The organism is Streptosporangium sp. NBC_01810 (assembly GCF_035917355.1).
GTDB lineage: Bacteria > Actinomycetota > Actinomycetes > Streptosporangiales > Streptosporangiaceae > Streptosporangium.
In genome coordinates this window covers 8,007,510-8,031,883 of record NZ_CP109070.1, presented here as the reverse complement: position 1 = coordinate 8,031,883, position 24,374 = coordinate 8,007,510, and the positions used below count along the sequence as shown (strand labels likewise).

Genomic DNA, 24,374 nt, shown 5'->3' with positions numbered 1-24,374 from the left:
TTACAAGCAGTCGAACGGACCGGGCGGCAACATTCTCCCAGGCTCTGGCCGAACCTCGCTCATCCTGGCAACATGCCGCCTTCGACCTGTATCGATCACCGAGATGCATAAAGTGGGCCTTTTGCCCCACAATAGGGTTCGACTAGTTCCGGGGAAGGAAGAGGCCCGTGCGAAGTTGGGTAACCGTGGGTGCGCTCGCTCTGGCGGCGGCGATGATCGGCCCCGCGGTGGTGCACACGACCGCGTCCGCGCACGCGATCTCAACTCCAACCCAGGCCGGCGGCGGGAAGGCGGGCAAGGCCACCCCGGCTCCATCTCCGTCTCCGAGCACGGGCTCCTCCCTGCTGGCCCAGGGCACCCTTGTCGAAACCGTGGCGTACGGCCCGCATGTGCGTCAGCGCATGGACGTCTGGTACCAGCCCGACGAGCTGAAACGGCCCGGCGTCTTCCTGGTCCACGGCGGCTGGTGGTCCTCGGGTGACAAGAAGTACATGACCGAGATAAGCCGTAGCTACGCCGAACAGGGCTACGTGGTCTTCAACATCAACTACCGCCTCTCGGGCGACGCCTCCTGGCCGGCCCAGCGCACCGACACCTTCGGCTCCATCGCCACCGCGCGGCGGCACGCGGCGCGCTGGTCCTTCGACCCGAACAACTATGTGATCGTCGGCTTCTCCGCCGGAGGGCATCTGGCAGCCTCCGTCGGCACCTACAAGAACGGCCTGTCCGGCCTGCGCGGCGTGGTCGGCATCTCCCCGGTGATCTCCCCGCTCACGGCGTACACCGAGGGCATCGGCGCCCTCGACCCGAACAGGCGCAAGCTGCGCGAGGCGGCCATCAAGCTCGCCGGGGGCTGCGAGCCCACCGACAAGTGCGCCAGGGTGTGGACCAGCATGGAGGTGCCGTGGCACGCGAGCCGCGGCGACGCCCCCATGCTGATCGTGCACTCGTCGGACGAGTTCGTGTCCGCGGAGCACGGCAGGCAACTCAAGGAGCACCTGCAGCAGGTCCGCGTGCCGGTGACGGTGCTGACCGAGCAGGGCATCGAGCACAGCGCACCTCTTTACCGGCTGCCCGGCGTGGCGGAGCAGGTTCAGCAGTGGGTCGCGGAGAAGCTTCTCCAGTTGGGAAGATGAACGGCTCTCACTTTGTTGCCAATGGCGCCGGACATCACATGAGGGGATTTTTCACGACATGGCACTGACTGTGTACACCACCACCTGGTGCGGCCCCTGTAAGCGGTTGAAGAGCCAGCTCAGCCGCGAGGGCATCTCCTACAACGAGATCGACATCGAGAGCGACCCGGACGCCGCCACGTTCGTCATGAGCGTCAACAACGGTAACCAGGTCGTGCCCACCGTCGTGGTCGACTCCCCCACCGGTCAGGTCGTCAGGACCAACCCCTCGGTGATCGAGCTCAAGCGCATCCTGGCGGGCGCGGGCGTGTAGCCTCCCACCCGAGCCCCGGTTCCGCGGAAGCCGGGGCTCCTCCATGCGGTCGACGGTCGGCGGCGAGGTCTCCCAGCCGCCGGCAGCGGACTTGGACGACATCCGCGTGCGGCCCCGCGTAGCGGTCCGGGTCACCAGTCGCCGGTCAGCGGTGTGCCGTACCAGGTCTCGATGAGCCTGCGGGCGATCGACACCTCGGGCGGCAGGCGCACCTCGCCGCTCTCCAGCGCGGCCAGCAGTTCGGCACGGCTGAACCAGTGGGCCTCGGCGATCTCCTCGGAGTCCAGCGTGAACTCCGTAGACGTGGCCCGCGCAAAGAAGCCGAGCATCAGGCTGCGTGGGAACGGCCAGGGCTGGCTGCCCATGTAGCGCGGATCGGCGACACGCACGCCGACCTCCTCGGCAACCTCGCGCGCCACGGCCTGTTCCAGCGACTCACCCGGCTCGACAAACCCGGCCAGCACCGACAACCGCCCCTCGGGCCACTGCGGTCCTCTGGCCAGCAGACACCTGTCGTCGTCATCGTGGATCAGCATGATCACCGCGGGGTCGACCCGGGGGAAGTGCTGGCTGTCGTCCTTGGGGCAGACGCGCACATGCCCACCCGCCCGCACCTCGGTGCGGCTCCCGCAGCGGGGACAGAACTCGTGGGTGGAGTGCCATGCCTCCAGGGCGACCGCGTACACCAGCAGGCCGGCGTCCAGATCCCCCAGCAACGAGCCCACCTGGCGTAGCCCGGCGGTGATGCTCTGCCCCTCGCCCAGTTCCGAGGGGGCGAGCGGGGAGACGATCCGGTTGAAGGAGCCGGCATGAGCGGCGGTGGCCGGCGGCGCCGCAACGGCGAAGTAGGCGATGCCCTCCACGTCGACACCAAGCAGGTAACGCTCTCCCTCTGGCGCGTCGGCGGTGGACAGCAGGACCAGCTGCGCCTCTTCCCCGCTACGCCGGATCAGCGCCTGCCCGTCGTCGACGACCACGACCCTGGTCGCGGCGTCCGCCCAGGCTCTTTCGAGCCACTCGGCGTCGCCGCGGAGCACCGCCGACCGGTCGATGGCACTGCGCGCAAGCAGCAGCGGCCCCAGAAGTCCTTCTTGTGTCTCTTGTGCCGTGATCTCCACGCCGTTCCGCCTCCCCAGACGAGTGCACATATTACGCCGCCGCAACGCGGAGCCGCACAGGGCCGACGGCGTCATCCCTGGCCGGAGGCCCTACCGAAAAGACTTCCGTCTTTAGACGACACGGCCATGTACGGTCAATAGACCGATCATCCCGGCGCGATGATCTCCATCCCGCTAGGATGCACCGAGTTAGGTTAGCCTTACCTGATATCGGGGGTCCCTACATTGCGGCTGTACCTCACCGCGCTGAAACCGACGGACTCGGTCACCGACGGCTTCCTCCCGGCGGCACGCGCACTCGGCTGTGAGGTCACAATCCTCACCGACCGGCCGGAACAGTACCGCGACCATGGGGCGGAGGTGCTCCGTTGCGACGTGCGCGACGCGCGGGCGGTGGTCGACACCGTCGCGCACCACCACACCCCGGACGCGATCTTCTCGAACTCCGACCACATCCAGGCGGAGACCGCACTCGCCGCCGCGTACTTCGGACTTCCCGGCAAGGACTGGCGGGCCTGCGTCGACACCAAGAACAAGGCGCTCACCCGACGGCGGCTGGCCGCCGCCGGGGTCGAGACCGTCCGTTCCGCACGGCTGGCACCGGCCGACCCGCCGTTCACGGACGTGCCCTTCCCCGCGGTCGTGAAGCCGCGCGAGGGCGTGGCCAGCGAGGACGTCGTGCTGGTCCACGACGCGGACGAGCTCGCGGCGGCCGTCCTGTCCATCAGAGACAGGCGGCCTGCAGAGACGCTGGTCGTGGAGGAGTATCTCGATGGACCCCTGCACACGATGGAGACGCTCGGCGACGGTGAGCGGATCAGCGTGCTCGGCGGCTTCCGCACCACCCTCGGGCCACTGCCGCACTTCGTGGAGGAACGTCTCGACTGGGAGCCGCCTCCCGGCCGCGATCACGTGCTGCGCGCGCTGGAGGCGCTCCGGGTGGGGCTCGGGGCCTGCCACACCGAGTACGTGATGACCCCGGCCGGGCCGCGGATCATCGAGGTCAACTACCGGGTGATCGGCGACCACTGCGACTTCCTGCTGGCGAGCCTGCTGGAGGTGCCCCTGTTCGAGCTCGTCCTCGGGGCGCACCTCGGGGCGCACCTCGGGGCGCGTCTCGGGGCGCATCTCGGGGCGCATCTCGGGGCGCATCTCGGGGCGGAGCTGGAGGCCCCCGCCCCGGCACGGGTGCACGGGACCGTGCTGAGCCTGGTCGCCGACCGCTCGGGGACCGTGGTGAAGGCTCCCGGAACCGTCGTTCCCGCCCGCGGCGACCCGGTCCGGATCTGGCACCGGCCGTTGCGCGCCGTGGGCGACCGGATCGACCGGAGCAACACCAACCGCGACTACCTGGGCATCGTCCGGGCGACCGGGCCCGACCGGGCGAGCGTGGACACCGCCGTCGCGGCCTTCAGGGCGGAGAACCCGTGGATGATCGCGTGAGCCGGGTGCCCGCGAGCCGACCTGTGGTCGGCCGGGGAGCCACGGACGGCTCCGGGATCGGCGGAGGTTCTGTGAGCGGGCGGGAGTCGTACCTCGCCGTCCGGGTGCTGAACGCGCTCCTGCGCGAGGACTACGGCGGCCTGGCCGGGCGGATGACCCACGGCAAGGACGGCATCGCGCTGGTCCTTCCGGGGGGCAGGCGGGTGCGGCTGGTCCCCGGCTCGCTGTTCCAGGACTTCGTCGCGGCCCCGCAGGAGGCGCTCCGCCTGAAGGAGGTCCTGCACACACTGCGGGAGATCTCCGCCCCCGCCGACGCGGCCGGGGTCGAGTCGTTCGTCCGGGAGTGCCACGAGGCGCTGCGCGCGCTCGACCTTCACGACGTCCACCGCGAACAGGTGCTCACCAGACTGGCCGCCGGCACCACACACACCGGCACCACACGCCCCTGCACCACACGCCCCTGCACCACACGCCCCTGCACCACGCACACCGGCACCACTCCTGCGGCGCGACCAGGCACCATATCCGGCACCGCGCCCGGCACCGGGCGTCCGGCGGGAGCGGGAGACGGCACCGCGGGCATCACGGGAACCGGCGGCGGGCGCGACAACGTGCGGTACGAGACGCTGGCCGCGTTCGTCGACCACCCCGTCTACCCGACGGCCCGGTGCCGGATCGGCCTGTCCGACGAGGAACTGACCGCGTACGCGCCGGAGTTCGCGCCCACCTTCGAGCTGCGCTGGGCCGCGGTTCCCCGGGCACGGCTCACCGGCGGCGAGGTGCCGGGGGCTCCCGGATTCCGCGCCGTCGGGCTGACGGGGAGTCTCGCGGAGACGCACGTGCTGTTCCCCGTGCACCCGCTGACCGTCCCCGCCCTCGAGGAGATCCCGTGGGCGACCGTGGCCCCTCGGCCGTACCTGGAGGTCAGGCCCACACTGTCGATGCGCACCGTCGAGATCGCCCCGGGCGCGCACCTGAAGCTGCCGCTGACCACCAGCACCCTCGGGCTGCGTAACCGGAGGTCGATCAAGCCCGACACGCTGGCCGACGGGGCGCGGGCCGAGCTGCTGCTGCGGGCCATGCCCGACCCGGAGGTGCTCCTGGCCGACGAGCAGACGTACGGGCACGCCGGACACGAGTACCTGGGCTGGCTCCTGCGCCGCCACCCCGCGGGGGAGGTCGTCCCCGTCGCGGCGCTGGCGGCGCCGCTGCCCGGGGGCGGGCTGGTCGTGGAGGAACTCGCCGGACGGTGGTTCGGCGGGGACGTCGCCGGTCTGCTCGGCCGGTACCTGCGGGTGCTGTTCCGCTTCCACGTGCGGCTCTTCGTCAGGTACGGCACGGCGCTGGAGGCCCACCAGCAGAACCTCTCCCTGGTGTTCGACGCCGACACCGGAGGCGAAGGCGCCACTGGTGACGGCGCTGCGGGTGACAGCACCGCGGGTGACAGCACCACAGGTGACGGCGCTGCGGGTGACAGCACCGCGGACAGAGGTGTCGTGCGGTTGCTCGTCAAGGACAACGACGGGCTGCTGACCTCACCCGAACTGCTGAGAGAGGCCGGCCTCCCGGTGCCGGACTTCACGGACGCGCGAATGCTCACCGACGACCCGCACGCGCTCGCCGACATGTTCGTGACCATCACCCTGCACCTGGCGGCCGCCGCCGTGGCGTTCGGCGCGCTGCCGTCGCCGAGGGCCGCCGAGCTGGTCCGCGACGCGCTCGCCGGAGCACTCGACGAGTACGGCGAGGACCCGATGGCCAGGCTGCTGCGGGCCAGGACCCTGGACGCCGCCAGGCTCGTCGGCAAGTCGATGGTCACCGCCGGAACCCTGGTGGACAAGGCGCGCACCGGCGCGCGGGATGTGAACAAGTTCTACGGCACGAGCGGGCCGAACTACCTTCGCCAGCAGCCCCAGGCCACGCAGGCCGCGATCATTCGAAGGACGCCATGACCAGCCTCGCCCTCGACTCCCCCGCAGCCGTCGCCGAGAAGGCCTCACTGGCGGCGCTGCTGCGCTGCTGCGTACGGGAGATCTCTGGGCCTCGTGGGCAGGTCAGGCACGACGAGCCGTACGTGCTGCTGCGCGTCGCGGGCACCCTACTGCGGGCCCGCGCGCACGGCGGGCTCGCGCTGCGCTTCGACGGACGGGCCGAGTGGCTGGAGAACGACTCCTGGCAACCGCTCTCGGCGGACCTGCTCGTCCGGCTGGTGGAGACCGAGCTCGGCGAGGGCAACGACGAGTTCGCCGTCCAGGTGGGCGCCAGCAGGGACGCCATGGCGGCGCTGCTCACGGCCCGGCGAGACGTATCGCCCCCCGCCGACCCGTGGCTGGCCTCGGAGCAGGCGCTGGTCTTCGGGCACCCGTTCCACCCCAGCCCGAAGGCGCACGGCGGCGCGGGCTGGCTGCGCTACGCGCCCGAGGCGCACGCGAGCTTCCCGCTGAGACTGCTCGGGGTCAGGAACGACGTGCTGGCGGAGGCGGGCGAGGTCGGCACGCTCGACGCGCTCGGAGCGGCGCCGCCCGGCTACTCGCTGCTGCCCGCGCATCCGTGGCAGCTGGAGCTGCTCTCGGCCGACCTGGCCGCACCGCTGGCCGACGGCCGGCTGGTCGACCTGGGGAACGGCACCCGGATGGCCGTTCCCACCTCGTCGGTCCGTACCGTCTACGAGCCGCTGATCGACCGGTGCCTGAAGTTCAGCCTGGATGTGCGGATCACCAACTGCCTGCGGAAGAACTCCTGGTACGAGCTGGCCGGCGCGGTCGAGCTGAGCCGCCGCCTCGGACCGGTGTTCGGGGAACTCTCGGCGGCCTTCCCCGGCACCCGCTGGCTGCCCGAGCCGGGCTACCGCTCCGCCGAGCTGGGCACCCGGCTGCTTGAGGGGCTCGGCGTCATCGTCCGGGTCAGCCCGTGGTCGGTCTGCAGACCCGGGGTGACCCCCCTGCTGAGCGGCGCGCTGGCCGCCGGACGGCAGGTGACGGTCGCCGATCCGGTGCGCTGGTGGCGGGCGTACGTGGAGCGCGTGGCGCTGCCGGTGCTCGACGCCTACCTCGGCCACGGCGTGGTGCTCGAACCCCACCTGCAGAACGTGCTGATCGGTGTGGACGCGGAGGGGCTGCCCGTGGAGGCGGTCTTCCGCGACATGGAGGGCACGAAGCTCGTCGCCGGGCGGCACGACCTGTCCGGCCTGCCGGTCCGGGTCGCCGAGGCGCTCAGCTACGACGCGGACGCCGGCTGGAGCCGGGTGGTCTACTGCCTGATGGTCAACCATCTCGCCGAGATCGCCGCCTCCCTCTCCGAGGCCGGGCCCGCGCGGGAGCTGTGGGCGGTGGCCGGGAAGGTCCTGGCGGGGTACGCGGAGTCGCGGGGGTGGCCCCGGCCGCTGTCGGACCTGCTGGCGGGGGCTCCGCTGCCGGCCAAGGCCAACCTGTCGGTCAGGTGGGCGCGGTCGGCGGACCGCGCCGCCGGGTACGTGCCGGTCGCCAACCCGCTGGCCGTGATCTGACCGCCGCGGATCCGGGGGTGCGGGATCCGCGGCGGTGTCCATCTGCTCAACCCCGGGAAGGGCCGGGAGGGTGACCTCGTCACGCGCGTGGGCTCACGCCTCGGCGGACTCGCTCGAAAGATATCTGCGTTGCGCTCTCACGACCTCTCCCAGGGCGTGGGCGGTGTCGGAGAACAGATGAGGGACATTGACGAAACCATGCACCATCCGGGGGTAGTCGAACAGCTCGACCGGAACTCCGGCCTGCTGTAGTCGCTCGGCATACCAGACGCCGTCGTCGTGGAGTGGATCGTGTCCGGCTACGACGATCGTCGCCGGCGGAAGGTCTGCGTGTTCGGTCGCGTGGAGTGGCGACACTCCCGGGTCCAGGCGGTCGACATCGGCCGGCACGTAGTGCTTGTAGGCGTTCCGCATATCGGCTGCCGTGAGCCAGGGGGCGTTCTCGTTCATGCGGTAAGACGGTGCCGACATCGAAGCGTCCGTCGCAGGATAAAGCAGCGTCTGATGACGGATCGCCGGACCACCGCGATCCCGCGCGAGCAGGGAGACGCCCGCGACCAGGTTGCCTCCCGCGCTCTCACCGACCAGTCCGAGGCGTGAGGCGTCCCCGCCGAACTCCGCGGCGTGCGTACTCACCCAGACGAGCGCGGCATAGCAGTCATCGAGTCCTGCGGGGTACGGGTGTCCGGGTGCGAGACGATAGTCGACCGATACGACGATCGCACCCGCACCTTCGGCAACCGTCGAACAGATGAAATCGGCTTCGCGCGGGCTTCCGAACACCCAGCCGCCGCCGTGGAAGTGGACCACGACAGCGCGTTCCCCTATGGCGGGAGTGCCAGGGGTGTGGATGCGGAGAGTGATCGCACCGCCCGGCCCTTCGATCACGCGCTGGTGGGTCGTCGCGTTCATGCGCCCGCTCTTTGCGCGGGCTTCCTCCTGTATCTTCTCCAACTGCGCGGCGGTGACCGTGGCCAGCCGCGGCCTGGAGAGGAACGGAATCCCCCAGATGATCCGTGCGATGAGCGGCGGCTTGGGTCGGGATGGTGTTGCGCCTGGCATCCTGTGTCCCCTTACACGGAACGGAGATCGAACGTTACCTGGACCGGCCCGGCCGGGCCGACCGGGCCCGAACCTGATTGACACGACCACCCGGATCATCCCTGGCCGGTAAGCCGTCGGTCCATATCCGCCCGATCTTCGGCGAACACTGCGGTGACCTCAGCGGGCGCTGCCCCGGACGGGAAGCTCTGGCCGTTGTGCAGGGTGAGCGTCGTCTCCGTGTCGTTCTGCGCCCGGAACGCCGACCAGACCTGGTCGGCGACCGCCGTGCCGTGCTTGGCGCGGGCCGCGACCCGGACCAGCGCGGACTGCATCTCCGCGCCGCCGCCACCACCGAACAGACCGCCGACGACGCCGGAGATCGCCACCAGGTCGGTCATGGTGGACTTCCTATGGAGTCGACCGGCGGCCGTACCGGATCACGAGTGCCGGCGGCGTTCGGCGGGAGGCAGCAGGAGCACCTCCAGAACGCGGGCGCAGGCGCGGGCCTGCGTGACGAACCAGGGAACCTGCGCGGCCGCGGCTTCCTGGAGTCGGCGGTGGACGTCGCCGCCTGGGCCGACCACACCCCGCTCGCCAATGCCCGATCCCACGGAGAATCCCATGCGTAGACTCGCCCTGGCCGCCGCGCTCCCCCTCGCCCTGCTGGTCGCGTGCGGCTCCACTCCCTCGGCGGACACCTCCGCCGCCGTACCGTGGAGGCCGCCCGCTCGTTCGGGCTCGGCCGCCTCGCTCTCGCCAGGGAGGTGGTGCTGCCGGGCGCGCTGCCCTCGATCTTCGCCGGGCTGCGGCTGTCGACCACGCTCAGCGTGGTCGCGCTGATCGCCGCCGAGGAGATCAACGTCACCGCCGGGCTGGGCTATCTGATGGCCAGGGCCACCGACTACCTGCGCACCGACATTCTCGCCCTCTGCGTCATCCTCTACGCGCTGATCGGGCTGACCGCCGACGTGGTCCTCCGGCTGGCCGAGCGGTTCACCATGCCGTGGCGAAAGGCGGTGGCGGCCCGATGAGCCTGGCCGTACAGACCACGGGCCTGCGCAGGGCCTTCGGTGGCCGCGCCGTACTGGACGGGATCGACCTGCGGGTACGGCGCGGCGAGTTCCTCGCGCTGCTCGGTGCCAGCGGCACCGGCAAGACGACGCTGCTGCGGATCCTCGCCGGGCTGGACGCCGCCACGAGCGGGACCGTGCTGGTCCCGCCGGTGCGGACCGTCGTCTTCCAGGAGCCTCGGCTGATCCCCTCCAAGCGCGCGCCGGCCAACGTGATCCTCGGGCAGGGCCGCAGCGCCCGCGCCAAGGGCCTGGCGGCACTCGCCGAGGTGGGCTTGAGCGGCCACGCCGACGCCTGGCCCGCGACGCTGTCCGGCGGCGAGGCGCAGCGGGTCGCGCTGGCCCGCGCCCTGGTCCGCGAGCCCGAGCTGCTGCTGCTTGACGAGCCGTTCGCCGCGCTCGACGCGCTGACCAGGCTGCACATGCAGGACCTGATCGCCGAGCTGTGCGCCAGGCACCGCCCCGCCGTGGTACTGGTCACCCACGACGTCGAAGAGGCCATCCTGCTCGCCGACCGGATCGTCGTGCTCCGCGACGGCGCGTTCGTCACCGACCTGACCGTCGAGCTGGACCGCCCCCGCGACCGGGTGGACGGCGACTTCGTGGCGCTGCGCCGCCGCCTGCTCGCCGACCTCGGGGTCCTGACCGGCGAACCCTTCTCCGAGCACGCGGGAGTGGCGCGGTGAGCCCACCGGCACATTCCCGTACGGCACGCCTTCCCCTCGGCGCGGTGGCGTGATGGCCAGGTTCAACGTCACGCTTCCGGTCAGGACCGCCGCCCGCCGCACGCTGCCCACCTTCGTCACCGACGTACGGCCTGCCCGGTCCGATCCGGCCGGCCGGGCCGGTCGGGCCGCCGAACTGGCGGGGCTGTCCGGCGCCCTGGTGCCCTTCGATCCCGAGGGGCAGGAGTCGCTGGTCGTGGCCGCAGGGCTGCTGCGCGACTCACGCCACCTGCGGGTGATCGCGGAGTTCCATCCGGGGATCGCCACCCCGGTCTACCTGGCCAAGCTGTCGGCCTCGCTGCAGCGCTTCTCCGCCGACCGGCTCGGCTGGTGGCTCACGGTGGACCTCAACCCGGCGGTGGCCAGGACCGAGGGGGACTTCCTCATCGGAGACAGCCGGTACGCGCGAGCCGAGGAGTTCCTCACCGTCGCCAAGGGCGTCTGGCAGGGCGACTTCGAGTACCGAGGCCGCTTCTACCAGGTGGCCGGGGGCGGCTTCGCGCCCCCGCTCTCCGGGCGGGCCTTCCCGACCGTCTACCTCGGCGGCGCCTCGCCGCGGGCACTGAAACTGTCCGCGCGCCATGCCGACGTGCACGTGTTCTCCCCCGGGGACGACCTGGAGGCGCTGACCGCGCGGCTGCCCGGCGTGGCGTACGGCCTGCGGCTGCCGGTGCTGGCGCGCGAGGACGACGAGGCGCTGGCCACGGCTCGCCGTACCGGCTTCACCGGGTTGACCGGCTCGTACGCCGCCGTCGCCGCTGCGATCGGGGAGTACGTGGAGCGGGGCGTGTCGGAGTTCTTCCTGGAGGCCGGGCCGCGACCGGAGGAGAACTACCGGCTGGGCGAGTATCTGCTGCCGCTGTTGAAGGAGAGCACCCGTGTCGGTTGACATCTACTGGCGTATCCACATGGAGGGCGACCAGCCCTCGCTGCGCCGCAGGGAGAGCAGCCGGGGCGGCTTCGCCGACCTGCCCGGCGCCCTCGCACCGGGAGTCAGGGACGGCGGCCCGGACGGCTACAGCCATGCCGACTACATGGCCGAGGTGGTCAGGGCCACCGAGGACTCCGGCTTCGTCGGCGGGCTGCTGCCGTCCTTCCCGAGCACCGACGACCCGTGGGCCGCGGCGGCCACCCTGGCCGGGGAGACCCGCTCCTACCGGTTCATGATCGCCTTCCAGCCGGGGTTCCTGCACCCGGTGCAGGCGGCCCGGATGACCGCCACCCTGCAGCGGGCCACCGGCGGGCGGGTGGTCTACAACATCATCTCCGGCGGCGGCGGACCCGCGCAGCTCTGGTGGGGCGACCGGATCGACCACGACGACCGCTACGCGCGCACCTCGGAGTTCCTCGACGTGCTCAAGGGCGTGTGGCACGGCTCCCACACCCACCACGGCCGTTTCTACCGGGTGGAGAACGCGGGCCTGCCGGAGGAGTTGGCCGGGCAGCCGTTCCCGGAGATCTTCTTCTCCGGCTCGTCCCCCGCCGCGATCGCCGCCGCCGGGCGGCACGCCGACCACTACCTGTCGTGGCTGGAGCCGTACCCCGCGCTGGCGGAGAAGTTCGACCTGGTCCGCGCGCACAGCGACACCCCGCCGAAGTTCGCGGTCCGGGTGGACGTGCTCGCCCGCGAGACCGAGGAGGAGGCGTGGGACGAGCTCCGCCGGGGCTGGGCGGCCAGGGCGCCCCGCGACTCCGATGGGGAATCCGGCTCCGACACCGGCTCCGGCTCCGACACCGGCTCCGGCTCCGGCTCCGGCGACTCGGTCGGCGTGCGGCGGAGCCGGTCCTTCCTCGCCTCGGCCGGCGGAGACCTCCGCGACCTGGAGGTCTCGCCAGGCGTCTGGGGCGGGTTCCACGAGTTGCGCAGCGGCCCCGCCTTCGGCCTGGTCGGCGACTACCACCAGGTCGCCGAACGGCTCGACGAACTGATCGGGCTCGGCGTGGACGCTCTCATCCTCGCCGGAGTCCCGCACCTGGAAGAAGCCCATCGGGTGGGCACACACGTGCTCCCCCTGCTGAAAGGACGTTCCTGATGACCACCCGAGTCGGATATTTCCCCCAGAACAGCTCGCTCTGGGTGCTGCGGCACCGAGGACTCCCCGAGGTGGACTGGGTAGACCTGCGTTCCCTCCCGACCGGCGAGCGGCCCGACCCCACCCGGGGGTTGCCCTCGCTGCACAGCGACCATCTGTTCGACGGCGGCTACGACTTCATCGGCACCGGCTCCACCCCTCCGGTGACCGCCCAGGCCAACGGGCGCGACATCGTCTACGTCGCGATCTCCGAACCTCGGGTCGAGAACGGCCGCCTGGTCGTCCTCGACGACTCGCCGATCCGGAGCCTGGCGGACCTGAAGGGCAAGAAGGTCGCCCTCGGGCACGGCTCCTGGCAGACCACCCTGCTGCTGCTCGCCCTTGCGCGGGTCGGACTTGGCTGGAGCGACATCGTCCCGGTCGACGCCTACGGCAACGCCGCCGAACTGTTCCTGTCCGGTGAGGTCGACGCGTGGGTGGGCTCCTACCCCTACCTCACCGGGGTCGAGCAGCGGGCGTCCGTCCGGGAACTGGTCGCCACCGACGGCCTGTTCAGCCACCGCTCCCTCTGGTTCACCCGCCGCGACTTCGCCCTCGAACAGCCCGAGGAGCTGGCCAGGATCGTCTCCGCGCTCCAGGAGTCCGACGACTGGATCCGGCGAAACCCCCGCGCGGCGGCGGAGCTGTTCGCCAAGGACGACGGCGGCGACCTGGACGCCTGGGAGCACGCGCTGCGCACCCGCCCGTGGGGCCTGCACCCGATCAGCGAGGAGTTCGTCGCCGAGCAGCAGCACATCGCCGACCTCTTCCACACCAACGGGCTGATCGAGAAGAGGATCACCGTCGCCGACGCGGTACTCCCCGAACTCGGCAAACTGGTCACGAGCTGACCGTCCGGCTTCCGTGCGGCCTTCCTGATCCGGCTCTGAGCATCGGGAAGGCCGCCCTGACGGCCTCAGCGCCGCCGCTCGCGACCTCCGCTGACCAGCCGCGGGATCACAAGTCCGCACCTGCCGTCAGGAGAGCAGGTCTCCGGTACGGAACTGGGCGGATGCCATGAACGCCGCCTCGATGACGGAGGAGGACCGCACGAACGCTCCTTCTGGGGCGTAGGAGGATGACATGAACCCTTTTTCGGGGACATATGGGGATGTAATTGACGCCCCTTCGTGGCCCCGAGAGGACGGAACCGGGTCCATGCAGTCGATGGCGCGGGACGCGTCGGACTGCGAGCGGGAGATCCCCCAGGCGGCCCACACCGTCTTGCCGATCCCGCCCGGCACCGGAACGACACCCCACCGGTCGGCCAGCGCCTCCACGATCGCGAGCCCCCGGCCGTGCGAGGCGTCCTCACCCAGGCTGAGCTTGCGGGGCCGTTCGGAGCCGTGATCGGTGACCCGCACGCAGACTCCCTGGGGCATGCCCCAGAGCGAGAGCCGGATCGGCTCCTCGCCGTACAGCGTGGCGTTCGCCACCAGCTCGCCGACCACCAGCACCGCGTCGTCGGCGAACTCGGGCGCCAGGCCCCAACCGGTGAGGGTCTCCCGCGTCATCCGGCGGGCCTCACCGACGGTCGCCGGGTCACGGGGAATGTCCCAGCAGACGGTCCGGAGCCCGTCGGGAGTGCCTGCGATCATCAAATCTCCTTGCCCGTGCCGGTGAAATTCCGCCTGCCCGTGGGTTTCCGTCCGCCTGTGGGATTCCTTCTGCCGGTGGAATTCCGGCACCGGCCGCACGCCGGACGGCGTCGCCGGTTTCGCCTCTTCGGTCTCGCGCATCAGCGCGCATAGCTCCTCGGCCGTACCCGCCTGCACGACCAGCGGCTCGGGGACCCATCCGGCGGCGATGGCGTAGAACCGACGCCCGCCCACCCCGTACATGACCAGCCAGCCCGCCTCGGCCCGATCCAGCCGGGCCGCGACCTCCCGCTGCTCGCGGTCCCACTGCCGTGGGCCTCGCTGATCGACGGGCTCTCCCCGCCGATGCCGCCCGCTCACGCCGCCCTCCCGGAGCTCAGCACGCCCGGGTACGACCTCCGCCTGCCGTCCGGCGGCCTGCCTCGCCCGTACGACGAGAGCGATCCGGACTCTGCGGGCCTGACGTGCCGCCCCTGACCGGGTGCCGCCTGCGTCTCTCCCGGCGGGCGCACCGAGGCCGAGGCGGACAACCGTCCCGCGAATCCCAGCCGCCACCACTCCGCCAGCCTCGCCCGGAACTGCGCGGGCGTCGGCCGCTCGTAGGCGTGCGCCTGCCGATGGGGCAGGCACCGGTCATCGTGCGCGTACGGCGAGTGCCCACACCACCGACACCCCAACGGGGCCGGCGGCCGGTCACCGCTGAAACGCATCCGGATTACCTTGATCGCTCTTGTAAAGTTGACCATGGGATCGGACCTCCAGAGTCCGGTTCAAGAGGCCGTCACGGTGTTTGCCGCACCGTGGCGGCCTCGACTCGTTTTTCGGGTCTGCCAGGGGAAGAGGGAGAACGCGTTTTGACGACTACCTGGAGCAGGCGGAGGGGCCATGGCCGACAGCAGGTAGTGCCAATTACTAAATAAAGTGCAATCTGGACATATTTGCGCAGAAATTTAGGATAATAACCCTCATTGTCACACTGGGGTCGCCGTTCAGCCCCGAACCCATTAGCATGCTGGCACAGTGACACGAGGATCACAATGCGTAGATAAAATCAAGATGAATTGTCTGATTTGTTCCACAGAACCGTCACCGGCAGTTCACAGAGGAGGCCCAAAATGACAAGCAACAGCCCCACGGTCAAACGCCGGAAACTCTCTCAAACGCTCCGACAACTCCGGAAGGAAGCCGGATTCTCGGTGACCGAGGCTGGCAGGCGGCTGGAGTGGGACGCGTCAAAGGTGTCCAGGATGGAGCGCAACGAGTGGCGACTCCCGAGCGTCCACGACATTCGCCTACTGCTCGACCTGTACGGCATCACCGACGAGGACCAGCGCGAGGCAATGATCACCCTCGCCAGGGAGTCACGTCAGCGCGGTTGGTGGGAGAAGTACCAGGACGTCTTCCGTGGCAGCCTTCCCGATTTCGAATCGGGTGCCAGTTCCATCCGCACCTGGCAGATCGTGCTGATCCCAGGACTGCTCCAGACGGAGGGATACGTAAGAGCACTATGGCGAGCCGCTCGGGTTCTCGACGAGACGCTCGTCGAGCGCCACGTCCAGGCGAGACTCACGCGTCAGGAGATCCTTTTCCGGGAGAACCCGCCAACCCTGCTGGCGCTCATCGACGAGGCCGCACTGCGCAAGTCGATCGGTGGTGCTGAGGTGATGCGTGAGCAGATCAGCCACCTCATCGAGATGGCCGCCAGGCCAAACATCATCATCCGGATCGTTCCCGACTCCGCTGGCGCGCATCCAGCCCTGGAGGGTTCGTTCGTCATTCTGGATTTCCCCAGCGACCCGAGCCTCATCTACACCGTGACCGCGACGGAAAGCCTCTGGCTTGAACAGCCATTGGAATATCAGCGATACACCATTATTTTGGACTATGTGATGGGACTGGCTCTGTCGCCAGACGAATCGGTCCAACACATGGCGAAGCTCGTGGAGCAACTCAAGGGATAGGCGAAAAAGTGGACAAGAGCCCCTCGAATCTCATCTGGCGCAAGAGCACCCTCAGCGGAACCAACAACGATGACTGCGTCGAGGTGGCCAACCTGCCCAGCGGCGGCCAGGCCGTACGAGACAGCAAGAACCCCAACGGGCCGATGCTGAACTTCACCCACACCGAGTGGCGAACGTTCATCATCAATGTGAAAAACGGCGAGTTCGACCGAAAGTGACCGGCCAGAACAGCTAGCTTCAGTAAGCGGAGACCCTCGAAGGGCGGCGAAACACAGTGGCCCAAAACACTCAGGATCTCACCTGGTACAAGAGCACTCTCAGCGGGGCCAACAACGACAACTGCGTCGAGGTCGCCAACCTACCCAGCGGCGGCCGAGCCGTACGAGACAGCAAAAACCCCAACGGGCCCACGCTGAGCTTCAGTCCTGATAGATGGCGAGCGTTCATCGGCGGCGTGAAGAACGGCGAGTTCGGCCAGAGGTAGTCGGTCAGACCCTGGCGGATCTGCTGCGTGTGTCGAGACCTGTAGTCCGATCACAAGGAACGAGAAGATCGTCAGGATTCCCGCGCGGATGAAGGGCCTGCTAGTGGAGGCATGTGGTGACGGCGGAACCGACATTCGGTGACCTGTTCGGCGAGTGTCACCGTTCCGCGCTCCATCTGGAGACGCGCGATGACTACGGCACCTCCAGCCCGGGATTCGTCGCCTGGCGTGACGGTGTCCCCTTCGACCGCACCAACTTCGACGCTCCGTGGGTGGCCCTGGTCAGCGGCGCGGTCGCCCGGGGCGTGGTCGTACGACGGGCCCGGATCGTGTCGGAACCGGTGAGCGACTACATCCGCTACGAGCACTCGGCCACTCCGTACTCCAACCTCGCCGGGGGCGAACAGGTGCGCTGGCTTCCCCGGCGACTGGCCTCTGACCTGGCACTCCCCGGCAACGACTTCTGGTTGTTCGACGAACGGCTGATCCGGTTCGGCTACTTCTCCGGAAATGGCGAGCCCGCCGGTCACACGTTCTGCGATGACCCCGCCGTGATCAGGCTCTGCCTGGCGGCCTTCGGGGCCGTCTGGGGACGGGGCATCGATCACGCGGACTATCGGCCCACCTGACATACCGTCGCACGCGTCCACCTCTCCCTCGTCCAGCGCCCAGCAGGCGCGCCAGGTCATCGCCAACCGTCTCAGTGCGTGTTTGAGGTGGGTGATTGGGTTCAGTCGATAGTGTGGCGCGGCTGTCGGCGTGCGGGTCCGCCTCGGGTTATGTAGCGGGGCCTCTCCGAATCGGTGAGCGCATCGCCGAGGGGGCGACACCGCCGCTCCGGGCCGAGGACCCTTCGCGGGGGTGATCCTGAAAATGTCGGTCGGGTACGCCATGCTCGGCCGCACGTGTCCCCTACCTCTCGCCGAGGAGTCTCGTGGTTGCCACTGAAGAGGCCGGATGGTTCGGTGTCGGCTGGAAGGACTGGACGGACCTCGCGCTGGTCCGAGCCCGGCTCGACGCTGGTGCCGACCCTGACAGCGTCGTTTACTATCACGAGCGACCATTACCTGTTGCGGCCCAGTGCGGTTCACCCGAGGTGGTCGCGGAACTCGCCAGACGTGTCCGCGAGGTCGACGCGGAGAACAACGGTTGCACCGCGCTGTGGGATGCCGTCTTCGCCAACCGCCCCGACAACGCCCGCGCCCTGGTCGCGGCGGGAGCGGACCCGTGGCGGCCGATGATGGCCGGCTGGTCCCCCGGACGGCTGAGCCTGGCCACTCCCACCCCCGACCTGTTCACCCCTCGTCCCGCCGACGTCGGCCTGTCCGCCGCCGAGGCCGCCGCCGAGGCGGAAGCCCGGCGTCTGCTCGCGGCCGTGGGCAGATTCTCCCCCCACATGGGCCTGGGCCTGGCATGTGTGTCCGGTATCGACGCGGCCGAGGCGGTGCGGCGTCTGCAAGCCACACCGGTGGAATGGTCACGCAGGGCCGACGATGACAAGGAGAGCCTGCATACCGTCGGCGTGACCGACGTGCCCGGCGGATGCGTCGTCAGCCAGCCGTGGAACTACATGCCACACACCCCCGGAGTCACCAAACGCCTGTCCATGGGCACCGTCTGCTACGCCATGTACGCCAATGCGGCGAGCGGGAACCAGGGGAGCGTCACCCGCGACGGCGTCATCGAGGAGCGGGACACCCGCGACGGCGTGTCTTCCGGGGACTCGGCGGAGACGGTTCTCGCCCTCTACCTTTATAAGCGTCAAGCCGTGGCGCGCTGCTGTGCGCGCGCGGGACTGCGACTGACCGACGCCCGGGCCATCACCGGCCCACCCGACATATGGGTCAGACTTCCGGAGCGGGATTACTGGAGCTGACCGAAACACCCGTTAAGGAACGCAGCACAGGTACTGACTCGAAGATCGGTCAGGGCAGATCCGCGCTTTCTCGGCCGAGCGCGTCGATCGCTGCCGTGATCAGGCTCCGAGCCTGCCCGCCGTACACGGCCAGTCCTGCGAGTTCGGCGAACACCTGTGCGTACATCTCGATCTCCCTTGGCTGGGTGACGGTCAGCCACGCTGAGACGAGTTCCACGTTCACCTGCGACCGGTCGAAGATCCAGAAGTCTTCGACCGGTCGTATGGCGCTGCGGTCACTGGACACCGGGATGATCCCGAGGCTGACCCTGGGCAGGGAGGAGACGGTCAGCAGGTGGCCGAGCTGCCCAACCATCACCTCGGTATCACCGATCAGCGTGCGAAGTGTCGGCTCTTCTATCAAGATCGCGAAAGTGTGGTCACCCTCATGGAGGACACGCTGACGCTCCATACGGACCGCCACAGCACCCTCCACATCGTCCGGGAGACCTCGCCGGGCGGCGGTGGCCTGCAGAATGGCGCGAGTGTAGGCGCTCGTCTGGAAGATGCCGGGGATCAGCCAGGTGGAATAAGCGTGGAATCTCCGCGTCCGCTCGAACAGGGAGCGCACCGACTCCTGCGCCTGTCGCAGTCCCGCACGTTCCAGCCGCCGCCACTCCACGTACATGGAATCCACGGTCCGCGAAGCGGCGATGACTTCGGCGGCCTGGTCGCCGGCGTCGCACACTTCGCACCATGCCCTGATATCGGCGTCGGACGGCGCGGTACGCCCGTTCTCGATCCGGGAACACTTCGACTCGTGCCAACCCGCCGCCACAGCGACCGCGCGAGCGGTCAAACCCGCGTCGAGGCGAATCTCACGGAGGCGGTCGGCGAGAGCCTGCCGGGCCTGCTGGACATTGGATGACGGCGGGGTGCGCATAAGCCAGGCTACGGTCAGACGGCCCGGTATTCCGCATGCGGAATCGCCCTCTCCCAGACGGCCAGGAACGCCGACGCGCACAGTTTCACTGCCGCCGGATCGTCGCTTGTTTCCTTTCCTGCCGATTCACCGCCTCCGGTGAAGTGATTCCACATGACCGTGGTGTCGTCGAAGACCCAGAAATCATTGCCGGGCAAGGCCAGGTCCGAGGCCCGGCGTCGGGGGAGCCACCGCACGTCCTCACCCGCCGCGAGGTTCAACCCCTCGGTGATGTCGTACTCGAAACGGACATAGTCAGTGATCGGTTCGGACACGATGCGTGCCCTCCGGACCTGGACGCCCCGAGCACGAGCAGCGCCGACGAGTGCGAACCATGCCGGCCATCGGGTGGCCGGGACGATCTCCTCTCCTCTTTTCCAGGCGATGAATGCCGGATCACTGCGCATGTAGCCATCGCGCATTTCCAGGTGTACAGCCGACCTCCGCGCCGAGGCGAGCAGATCGTCAAACGTTGGTTCCATTCCTGCCGTTCACCTCCGGAAAGAACTGCATCATGCGCTTGGGTAACCGTAGAACCGTCTCGTGCCCGGGGACATCACCGACTTCCACCAGCGTGGCGGCATCGGTGATACGCCACCCCTGGATGACATAGCAGTCGCCGTCATCCCAAATCGTCGGCGAATCGTTGATGGGAGACTCCGGATCTTTCCCGAGGAACCGTAGTGCCATGGCGACCTCCCAGCTTGAGGTGTGCGCGGACCTGCGCAATCGCGAGCATGACCGGAGGTTGCGGAGCGGTCAATAGCGTTCCGTGATCCAAGAAGATTTTCACCTGAACACGAAAACCTTGTTTCAGGATGAAAATATCACAGTCGGACGAAACCGGCCGCCGACTAACCGATCGCGGGAGCGATCGACGATATAACCGAAAAGCCTTCCCGCAAATTCGTGCAAGTTCATTGTTCATCCGACAGGCGGCTACCTAGCGTCGCACATGCGTGTTTCCAGCGACCCGGATCCGGGCCCAGACGCCGGATCCTATCGAAAGGGACATCATGGATAACCTCCGCAGAAAGCCATGGGGCCTGACCCGGGCGACTCCCTTCTCCGCAGCGGCGCACACCTCGGCCAGGACACACCGGGTTGAGCTTGACCCGGTCGCCCAGACCGGTGTCTACAGCGACGCGGTGACCGGTCAGCCCATCGAAGCCGGTAAGCACGGCACCAACAGGGAGCAGGCCACCGCGACCGCGCCACCGACCACGGATGGTTCCGGTGGCGGTGGTGGCGGCACGGCGGACTCGCACACCGACTGGGTGTCGGATTAGGTGATGCCTCCACCCGTACTGGCGATCACCGCCTTGGATGACTTCACCGCCGACCTTGTGCTGGCCGAGTTGCACGACCGGGGCACCCCGGTCGTGCGGTTCGATCCGGGAGCCGACTTCCCCTCCGCCTGCGCGTTGGACGTGCGACTCGGGGGGCACGGAATGGGCGGCCTGCTCCGCACAGGAACGCGCCGTCTGGAGCTGACACGTGTCCGCTCGGTGTACTGGCGGAAGCCCACTCCCTACCAGCACCAGAAATATTCACACCTCGACGAGCAGGCCGGGAAGTGGGCCGCCGAACAGTCCCGGTACGGCCTGGGCGGAGTCCTGGCCGCGATCCCCGGCGCCTTCTACCTGAACCACCCCTGGCGCAACCGCGATGCCGAGTACAAACCCGAGCAACTCGTCACGGCCGCCGCCTGCGGGCTGGCTGTTCCCCCCACGGTGATCACCAACAGTCTCAGCACCGCGAGACGGTTCGCGGCCGAGGTCGGCACGATCGTATACAAGCCGTTGTGGTCCACGCCGTACCGCGACACGAACGGGACGGCCGTGGCCGTGTGGACCCGCGCCGTGGATCCCGCGGACCTGGACGACGGCATCGGCGTCACCGCTCACCTTTTCCAGCAACTCATCGACAAGGTCGCCGACATCCGCGTAACGATGGTGGGAGAGCGTGCCTTCGCCGTCCACATCGACGGTGCTCCCAGCCTGGACTGGCGGTACGACTACGCCGCCCTGGCTTACGAGTTGATCGAGGCACCGGCCCACCTGATCGAGAGGATGCGCGCCTATCTTGCTCACTTCGGGCTGGTCTTCGGAGCATTCGACTTCGCGTTGACCTCCGGCGGTGAGTGGGTGTTCCTGGAGTGCAATCCCAATGGCCAGTGGGCCTGGTTCACCGACCCGATCCCGCATCTGATCGCCGCCGCCATCGCCGACCGCCTGGAGAACCCGAGAGGCTGTTCATGATCAATTCCACCGCCGATGATCTCGCCACGAAGCTTGCCGCGACCGGAGCGCTCACTCACCCCCGATGGCGTGAGGCCGTCAAAGCCGTACCGCGCGAAGCATTTCTCGGTGACGCGGTCTATCGTCCGGTCGACGGAGAGCGGGAAACGATGTGGCAACCTGTTCACCGTACGGACTCCGGCGAGGGCGAATGGTCGCGCCTGGCATACGCCGACGAGACATGGGTCACCCAGGTGAACGGTGTCCTGGCGGAAGACGCACCCGGCCCGATGACAGGTGATCCCACCTCGTCCGCCACGCTTCCGAGCCTGGTGGTGCGCATGCTGGAGGCGGCGCAGATCGCCGAAGGGGACAAGGTGCTGGAGATCGGCACCGGAACCGGTTACTCCACCGCCCTGCTCTCGTACCGTCTCGGCGACCACGCGGTCACTTCAATCGAATACGACAGGAGCGCCGCGGCTCGCGCCGCTGTGGCGATCACCGCTGTCGGATACACACCCGCCCTGGTAGTTGGTGATGGCTTAGGAGGATATGAGAAGAACGCCGAATACGATCGACTGATCGCCACCTGCTCGGTCCGTTACATCCCGGCCCCGTGGATGTGGCAGGTACGAGACGGCGGAACGATCACTACCCCGCTGTCGGGCTGGATGACCGGGTCGGCTCTCGCCCACCTCACCCTCTCCGACGACGGCACCGCGAGCGGGCGCTTCCACGAGCAGAACGTCTCTTTCATGCCCGCACGGCAACACAGCCGTCCGCCCCGGCCGTCATATCTACGGACAGGGCTGGGTGACGCCGGAGAGAGCCGGATCGATCCCGGCGTGCTCGACGACTGGACCGGGTTGTTCGTGGCCCAGCTCGGCGCCCCGTCAGCGGAGAAGCTCGGCGGGGGTGACGACGTCTTTCTCCTGGACGTGGCCACCGGCTCGCAGGCCACCACCGAACGATCGGCCTCCGGTGGCTGGACCGTACGCCAGCATGGACCTCTGCGTCTCTGGGACGCGGTCGAGAACGCCATCCTGACCTGGCAGCAAGCCGGTTCCCCCCATCAGTCGGCCTTCGGGCTCACGGTCACTCGAAGCCGCCAGTACATCTGGCTGGAGAGACCAGAGGGACCAAGCTGGAACCTTCCCATCTGACCACCCGGTCAGCACATCCCTCCGCGCCAACCGAACAGGGTCGGCTGGACATGAAACGTCAACGAGTGTTAACGAGGTGATCGCGGCACATCACCGGGGGGATCGAACCCGACCGGGAGGGCAGGCCGTTACCGCACCTGCGAGGGTGACCGGCCCGGCCGGTGTCGAGTGTTGGTGGCACTCGGCGGACTCCGCCTCTTTTACCGATGCCGGCTCTGTCTAAGTTCGCGATCACAGCAAGATGCCTATAACACCATATATGTACTGTTTTAAATCAAGTCAGCATTCTTCGCCCTGCTATCTGGCTCAGAATCCTGCTGCGATGCTCGTCATCTTGGGCTGTTCACCTGCCCCGGCGGCGTCCGCCGCCAAAGCCCCACATCGATGACCTCATCCTGCTGCCAACGTGCAAAAGACTCTCTAAGATCAACCCCAGACGGATGCTGAAGAGTCTGGAGAAAGTGTGGAAGATCAGGCTACGCCAGCCGGGGTCGACCCGAACGTGCCTAACATCTCCCGGATGTACGACTACTACCTGGACGGCAAGGACAATTTCGCCGCCGACCGGGCCGCAGCCGAGCAGATTCTGAAGATCTTCCCCGAGACCCGCGACTCCGCGAGGGAGAACCGGGCGTTCCTCGCACGTGCCGTACGCCATCTGGTCGAGTCGGGCGTCCAGCAGATCGTGGATCTGGGCTCCGGGCTACCCACGCGGGGCAACACACACGAGATCGCGCACGCGGTCGCGCCCGACACCCGCGTGGTCTACGTGGACTACGACCCCGTCGTGTGCGCGCACAGCCGGGCGATCCTGGAGAACGGCGACAACGTCACCATCGTGCACGCCGACGCGCGGGCCCCGGAGACGCTGCTGGCCGAGCTGCGCGAGCACGTCGACTTCAGTCGGCCCGTGGCGTTCCTGCTGCTGGCCATTCTGCACTTCATCCCGGACGAGAACCCCGACGGCGCGGGCGCCTACCAGATCACCCAGCGGCTGTACGAGGCGAGCGCGCCGGGCAGCCACCTCGTTCTCAGTCACGCGATCAACGCCAAGCCTGACACCACGCCGGAGGCCCTGGAGATCTACAAGCGGGCCACCGAGTCGCTGAGCCTGCGCACGCACGCGGAGATCTCCCGCTTCTTCGACGGCTATGAGTTGCTCGAACCCGGCCTGGTGTTCCCCAAGGACTGGCGCCCTGTCGATCCGCCCCTGTTCGGCGAGCGAAACACTTCGATCGGCTACGTCGGAGTAGGCCGCAAACCCTGATGCGCCACACCGTCTCAGGGGCGGCCAGAGGTGATGTGCCCGTTGGTTCAAGAGCGGCGGGGCCGTTCATCAGCGCGGCCAGGAGTCCTTTCTTGATCTGGGCGATTAGGCACGCCGGGGACGTGCCTAATCGCCCAGATCAAGGAAAACCTCTGGCCAGTCAGCCACCTGAGGGTGCCCACCGTCGTTCGTTCACCTGATTTATCACCATTTTCCGGGCACTATGCGTACACCCATCACGGCCGATCGCGGCGCCTTGGTGGGTGTTTGAGATGTGGCCGGTCTTAGTCGACGGTGTAGCGGCGCTGTCGAGCGGACAGGTTCGCCTCGGGTGACCATCTACGCCAACCCTGGACACCGCACTGACATCCGTCGGCTCCTGAGGCGATCGCCGATGA

28 protein-coding genes are annotated in these 24,374 nt (G+C 68.5%); 19 read left to right on the top strand and 9 right to left on the bottom strand.

Annotated elements, in window-relative coordinates; all coding sequences use genetic code 11:
• The first annotated feature begins 167 nt into the window (after positions 1-167).
• Both OIE13_RS36405 and OIE13_RS36400 read left to right on the top strand, forming a co-directional pair.
• On the top strand, positions 168-1,136 hold the full coding sequence (locus OIE13_RS36405; protein WP_326644424.1) for an alpha/beta hydrolase: 969 nt from the start codon (positions 168-170) through the stop codon (positions 1,134-1,136).
• Between the two features lie 58 nt (positions 1,137-1,194).
• On the top strand, positions 1,195-1,449 hold the full coding sequence (locus OIE13_RS36400; RefSeq protein ID WP_326644425.1) for a glutaredoxin family protein: 255 nt from the start codon (positions 1,195-1,197) through the stop codon (positions 1,447-1,449).
• Positions 1,450-1,580: 131 nt separating this feature from the next.
• Here the strand turns inward: OIE13_RS36400 and nudC are convergent, their stop codons facing one another.
• Positions 1,581-2,567 carry an NAD(+) diphosphatase gene (nudC, locus tag OIE13_RS36395; protein ID WP_326644426.1) on the bottom strand — a complete coding sequence of 329 codons (987 nt, stop codon included), beginning with the start codon at positions 2,565-2,567 and terminating at the stop codon, positions 1,581-1,583.
• Positions 2,568-2,792: 225 nt separating this feature from the next.
• Here nudC and OIE13_RS36390 point away from each other — a divergent pair, with 225 nt between their 5' ends.
• From OIE13_RS36390 to OIE13_RS36380, 3 genes are read left to right on the top strand one after another with little or no spacing between them, the layout of a single operon-like run.
• Positions 2,793-4,010 carry a siderophore biosynthesis protein gene (locus OIE13_RS36390; RefSeq protein WP_326644428.1) on the top strand — a complete coding sequence of 406 codons (1,218 nt, stop codon included), beginning with the start codon at positions 2,793-2,795 and terminating at the stop codon, positions 4,008-4,010.
• Positions 3,995-5,962 (top strand): IucA/IucC family protein, encoded by a 1,968-nt coding sequence (locus OIE13_RS36385; protein WP_326644430.1) that lies wholly within the window; start codon positions 3,995-3,997, stop codon positions 5,960-5,962. Before OIE13_RS36390 ends, OIE13_RS36385 begins: the two co-directional genes overlap by 16 nt.
• The gene (locus OIE13_RS36380; protein WP_326644433.1) at positions 5,959-7,515 is read left to right on the top strand and encodes an IucA/IucC family protein; all 1,557 of its coding nucleotides are present in this window, start codon (positions 5,959-5,961) and stop codon (positions 7,513-7,515) included. Before OIE13_RS36385 ends, OIE13_RS36380 begins: the two co-directional genes overlap by 4 nt.
• A 93-nt stretch (positions 7,516-7,608) precedes the next feature.
• Here OIE13_RS36380 and OIE13_RS36375 read toward each other — a convergent pair whose 3' ends face one another.
• The 3 genes from OIE13_RS36375 to OIE13_RS36365 form a co-directional block, all read right to left on the bottom strand.
• Entirely contained in the window at positions 7,609-8,427 is an 819-nt protein-coding gene (locus tag OIE13_RS36375; protein WP_326644434.1) for an alpha/beta hydrolase, read from the bottom strand.
• 245 nt (positions 8,428-8,672) lie between these two features.
• Positions 8,673-8,957: a hypothetical protein gene (locus tag OIE13_RS36370; RefSeq protein ID WP_326644437.1), complete on the bottom strand. Its 285-nt coding sequence runs from the start codon at positions 8,955-8,957 to the stop codon at positions 8,673-8,675.
• Positions 8,958-8,996: 39 nt separating this feature from the next.
• Positions 8,997-9,170 (bottom strand): hypothetical protein, encoded by a 174-nt coding sequence (locus OIE13_RS36365; RefSeq protein ID WP_326644439.1) that lies wholly within the window; start codon positions 9,168-9,170, stop codon positions 8,997-8,999.
• A 60-nt stretch (positions 9,171-9,230) separates the two neighbouring features.
• Here OIE13_RS36365 and OIE13_RS36360 point away from each other — a divergent pair, with 60 nt between their 5' ends.
• From OIE13_RS36360 to OIE13_RS36340, 5 genes are read left to right on the top strand one after another with little or no spacing between them, the layout of a single operon-like run.
• The gene (locus tag OIE13_RS36360) at positions 9,231-9,590 is read left to right on the top strand and encodes an ABC transporter permease (protein ID WP_326644440.1); all 360 of its coding nucleotides are present in this window, start codon (positions 9,231-9,233) and stop codon (positions 9,588-9,590) included.
• Positions 9,587-10,315, top strand: a complete 729-nt coding sequence (locus tag OIE13_RS36355; RefSeq protein ID WP_326644442.1) for an ABC transporter ATP-binding protein — start codon at positions 9,587-9,589, stop codon at positions 10,313-10,315. Before OIE13_RS36360 ends, OIE13_RS36355 begins: the two co-directional genes overlap by 4 nt.
• A 52-nt stretch (positions 10,316-10,367) precedes the next feature.
• Complete coding sequence (locus tag OIE13_RS36350; RefSeq protein ID WP_326644444.1) at positions 10,368-11,243, top strand: LLM class flavin-dependent oxidoreductase; 876 nt, start codon at positions 10,368-10,370, stop codon at positions 11,241-11,243.
• On the top strand, positions 11,233-12,387 hold the full coding sequence (locus OIE13_RS36345) for an LLM class flavin-dependent oxidoreductase (protein ID WP_326644446.1): 1,155 nt from the start codon (positions 11,233-11,235) through the stop codon (positions 12,385-12,387). The genes OIE13_RS36350 and OIE13_RS36345 overlap by 11 nt, the downstream gene beginning before the upstream one ends.
• Positions 12,387-13,277: an aliphatic sulfonate ABC transporter substrate-binding protein gene (locus OIE13_RS36340; RefSeq protein WP_326644448.1), complete on the top strand. Its 891-nt coding sequence runs from the start codon at positions 12,387-12,389 to the stop codon at positions 13,275-13,277. Before OIE13_RS36345 ends, OIE13_RS36340 begins: the two co-directional genes overlap by 1 nt.
• A 126-nt stretch (positions 13,278-13,403) precedes the next feature.
• Here OIE13_RS36340 and OIE13_RS36335 read toward each other — a convergent pair whose 3' ends face one another.
• Complete coding sequence (locus tag OIE13_RS36335) at positions 13,404-14,384, bottom strand: ATP-binding protein (protein ID WP_326644449.1); 981 nt, start codon at positions 14,382-14,384, stop codon at positions 13,404-13,406.
• Positions 14,381-14,734, bottom strand: coding sequence for a hypothetical protein (locus OIE13_RS36330; RefSeq protein WP_326644451.1), 354 nt, complete (start codon positions 14,732-14,734; stop codon positions 14,381-14,383). Before OIE13_RS36330 ends, OIE13_RS36335 begins: the two co-directional genes overlap by 4 nt.
• Positions 14,735-15,139: 405 nt before the next feature.
• Between OIE13_RS36330 and OIE13_RS36325 the strand changes: the two genes are divergently transcribed.
• The 5 genes from OIE13_RS36325 to OIE13_RS36305 all read left to right on the top strand — a co-directional run bounded on the left by OIE13_RS36325 (position 15,140) and on the right by OIE13_RS36305 (position 18,345).
• The gene (locus OIE13_RS36325; RefSeq protein ID WP_326644453.1) at positions 15,140-15,985 is read left to right on the top strand and encodes a helix-turn-helix domain-containing protein; all 846 of its coding nucleotides are present in this window, start codon (positions 15,140-15,142) and stop codon (positions 15,983-15,985) included.
• Positions 15,986-15,993: 8 nt separating this feature from the next.
• Positions 15,994-16,203, top strand: a complete 210-nt coding sequence (locus tag OIE13_RS36320; protein ID WP_326644455.1) for a DUF397 domain-containing protein — start codon at positions 15,994-15,996, stop codon at positions 16,201-16,203.
• A gap of 56 nt (positions 16,204-16,259) precedes the next feature.
• The gene (locus tag OIE13_RS36315; RefSeq protein ID WP_326829362.1) at positions 16,260-16,469 is read left to right on the top strand and encodes a DUF397 domain-containing protein; all 210 of its coding nucleotides are present in this window, start codon (positions 16,260-16,262) and stop codon (positions 16,467-16,469) included.
• Between the two features lie 116 nt (positions 16,470-16,585).
• Entirely contained in the window at positions 16,586-17,098 is a 513-nt protein-coding gene (locus tag OIE13_RS36310; protein WP_326644457.1) for a DUF6879 family protein, read from the top strand.
• Positions 17,099-17,403: 305 nt separating this feature from the next.
• Complete coding sequence (locus OIE13_RS36305; protein ID WP_326644459.1) at positions 17,404-18,345, top strand: ankyrin repeat domain-containing protein; 942 nt, start codon at positions 17,404-17,406, stop codon at positions 18,343-18,345.
• Positions 18,346-18,394: 49 nt separating this feature from the next.
• Here the strand turns inward: OIE13_RS36305 and OIE13_RS36300 are convergent, their stop codons facing one another.
• From OIE13_RS36300 to OIE13_RS36290, 3 genes are read right to left on the bottom strand one after another with little or no spacing between them, the layout of a single operon-like run.
• A complete protein-coding gene (locus OIE13_RS36300) occupies positions 18,395-19,267 on the bottom strand; it encodes a helix-turn-helix domain-containing protein (protein ID WP_326644461.1) in 873 nt (290 codons plus the stop codon).
• A 14-nt stretch (positions 19,268-19,281) separates the two neighbouring features.
• Complete coding sequence (locus tag OIE13_RS36295; protein ID WP_326644463.1) at positions 19,282-19,788, bottom strand: DUF6879 family protein; 507 nt, start codon at positions 19,786-19,788, stop codon at positions 19,282-19,284.
• Entirely contained in the window at positions 19,772-19,996 is a 225-nt protein-coding gene (locus OIE13_RS36290) for a hypothetical protein (protein WP_326644465.1), read from the bottom strand. Before OIE13_RS36290 ends, OIE13_RS36295 begins: the two co-directional genes overlap by 17 nt.
• Before the next feature lie 326 nt (positions 19,997-20,322).
• Between OIE13_RS36290 and tgmA the strand changes: the two genes are divergently transcribed.
• The 4 genes from tgmA (at position 20,323) to OIE13_RS36270 (ending at position 23,976) form a co-directional block, all read left to right on the top strand.
• On the top strand, positions 20,323-20,595 hold the full coding sequence (gene tgmA / locus OIE13_RS36285; RefSeq protein WP_326829361.1) for a putative ATP-grasp-modified RiPP: 273 nt from the start codon (positions 20,323-20,325) through the stop codon (positions 20,593-20,595).
• 3 nt (positions 20,596-20,598) lie between these two features.
• Positions 20,599-21,567: an ATP-grasp ribosomal peptide maturase gene (gene tgmB, locus OIE13_RS36280; protein WP_326644469.1), complete on the top strand. Its 969-nt coding sequence runs from the start codon at positions 20,599-20,601 to the stop codon at positions 21,565-21,567.
• The gene (tgmC, locus tag OIE13_RS36275; RefSeq protein ID WP_326644470.1) at positions 21,564-22,709 is read left to right on the top strand and encodes an ATP-grasp peptide maturase system methyltransferase; all 1,146 of its coding nucleotides are present in this window, start codon (positions 21,564-21,566) and stop codon (positions 22,707-22,709) included. Before tgmB ends, tgmC begins: the two co-directional genes overlap by 4 nt.
• A 463-nt stretch (positions 22,710-23,172) precedes the next feature.
• Entirely contained in the window at positions 23,173-23,976 is an 804-nt protein-coding gene (locus OIE13_RS36270) for an SAM-dependent methyltransferase (RefSeq protein WP_326829360.1), read from the top strand.
• The last annotated feature ends 398 nt before the right edge of the window (positions 23,977-24,374 follow it).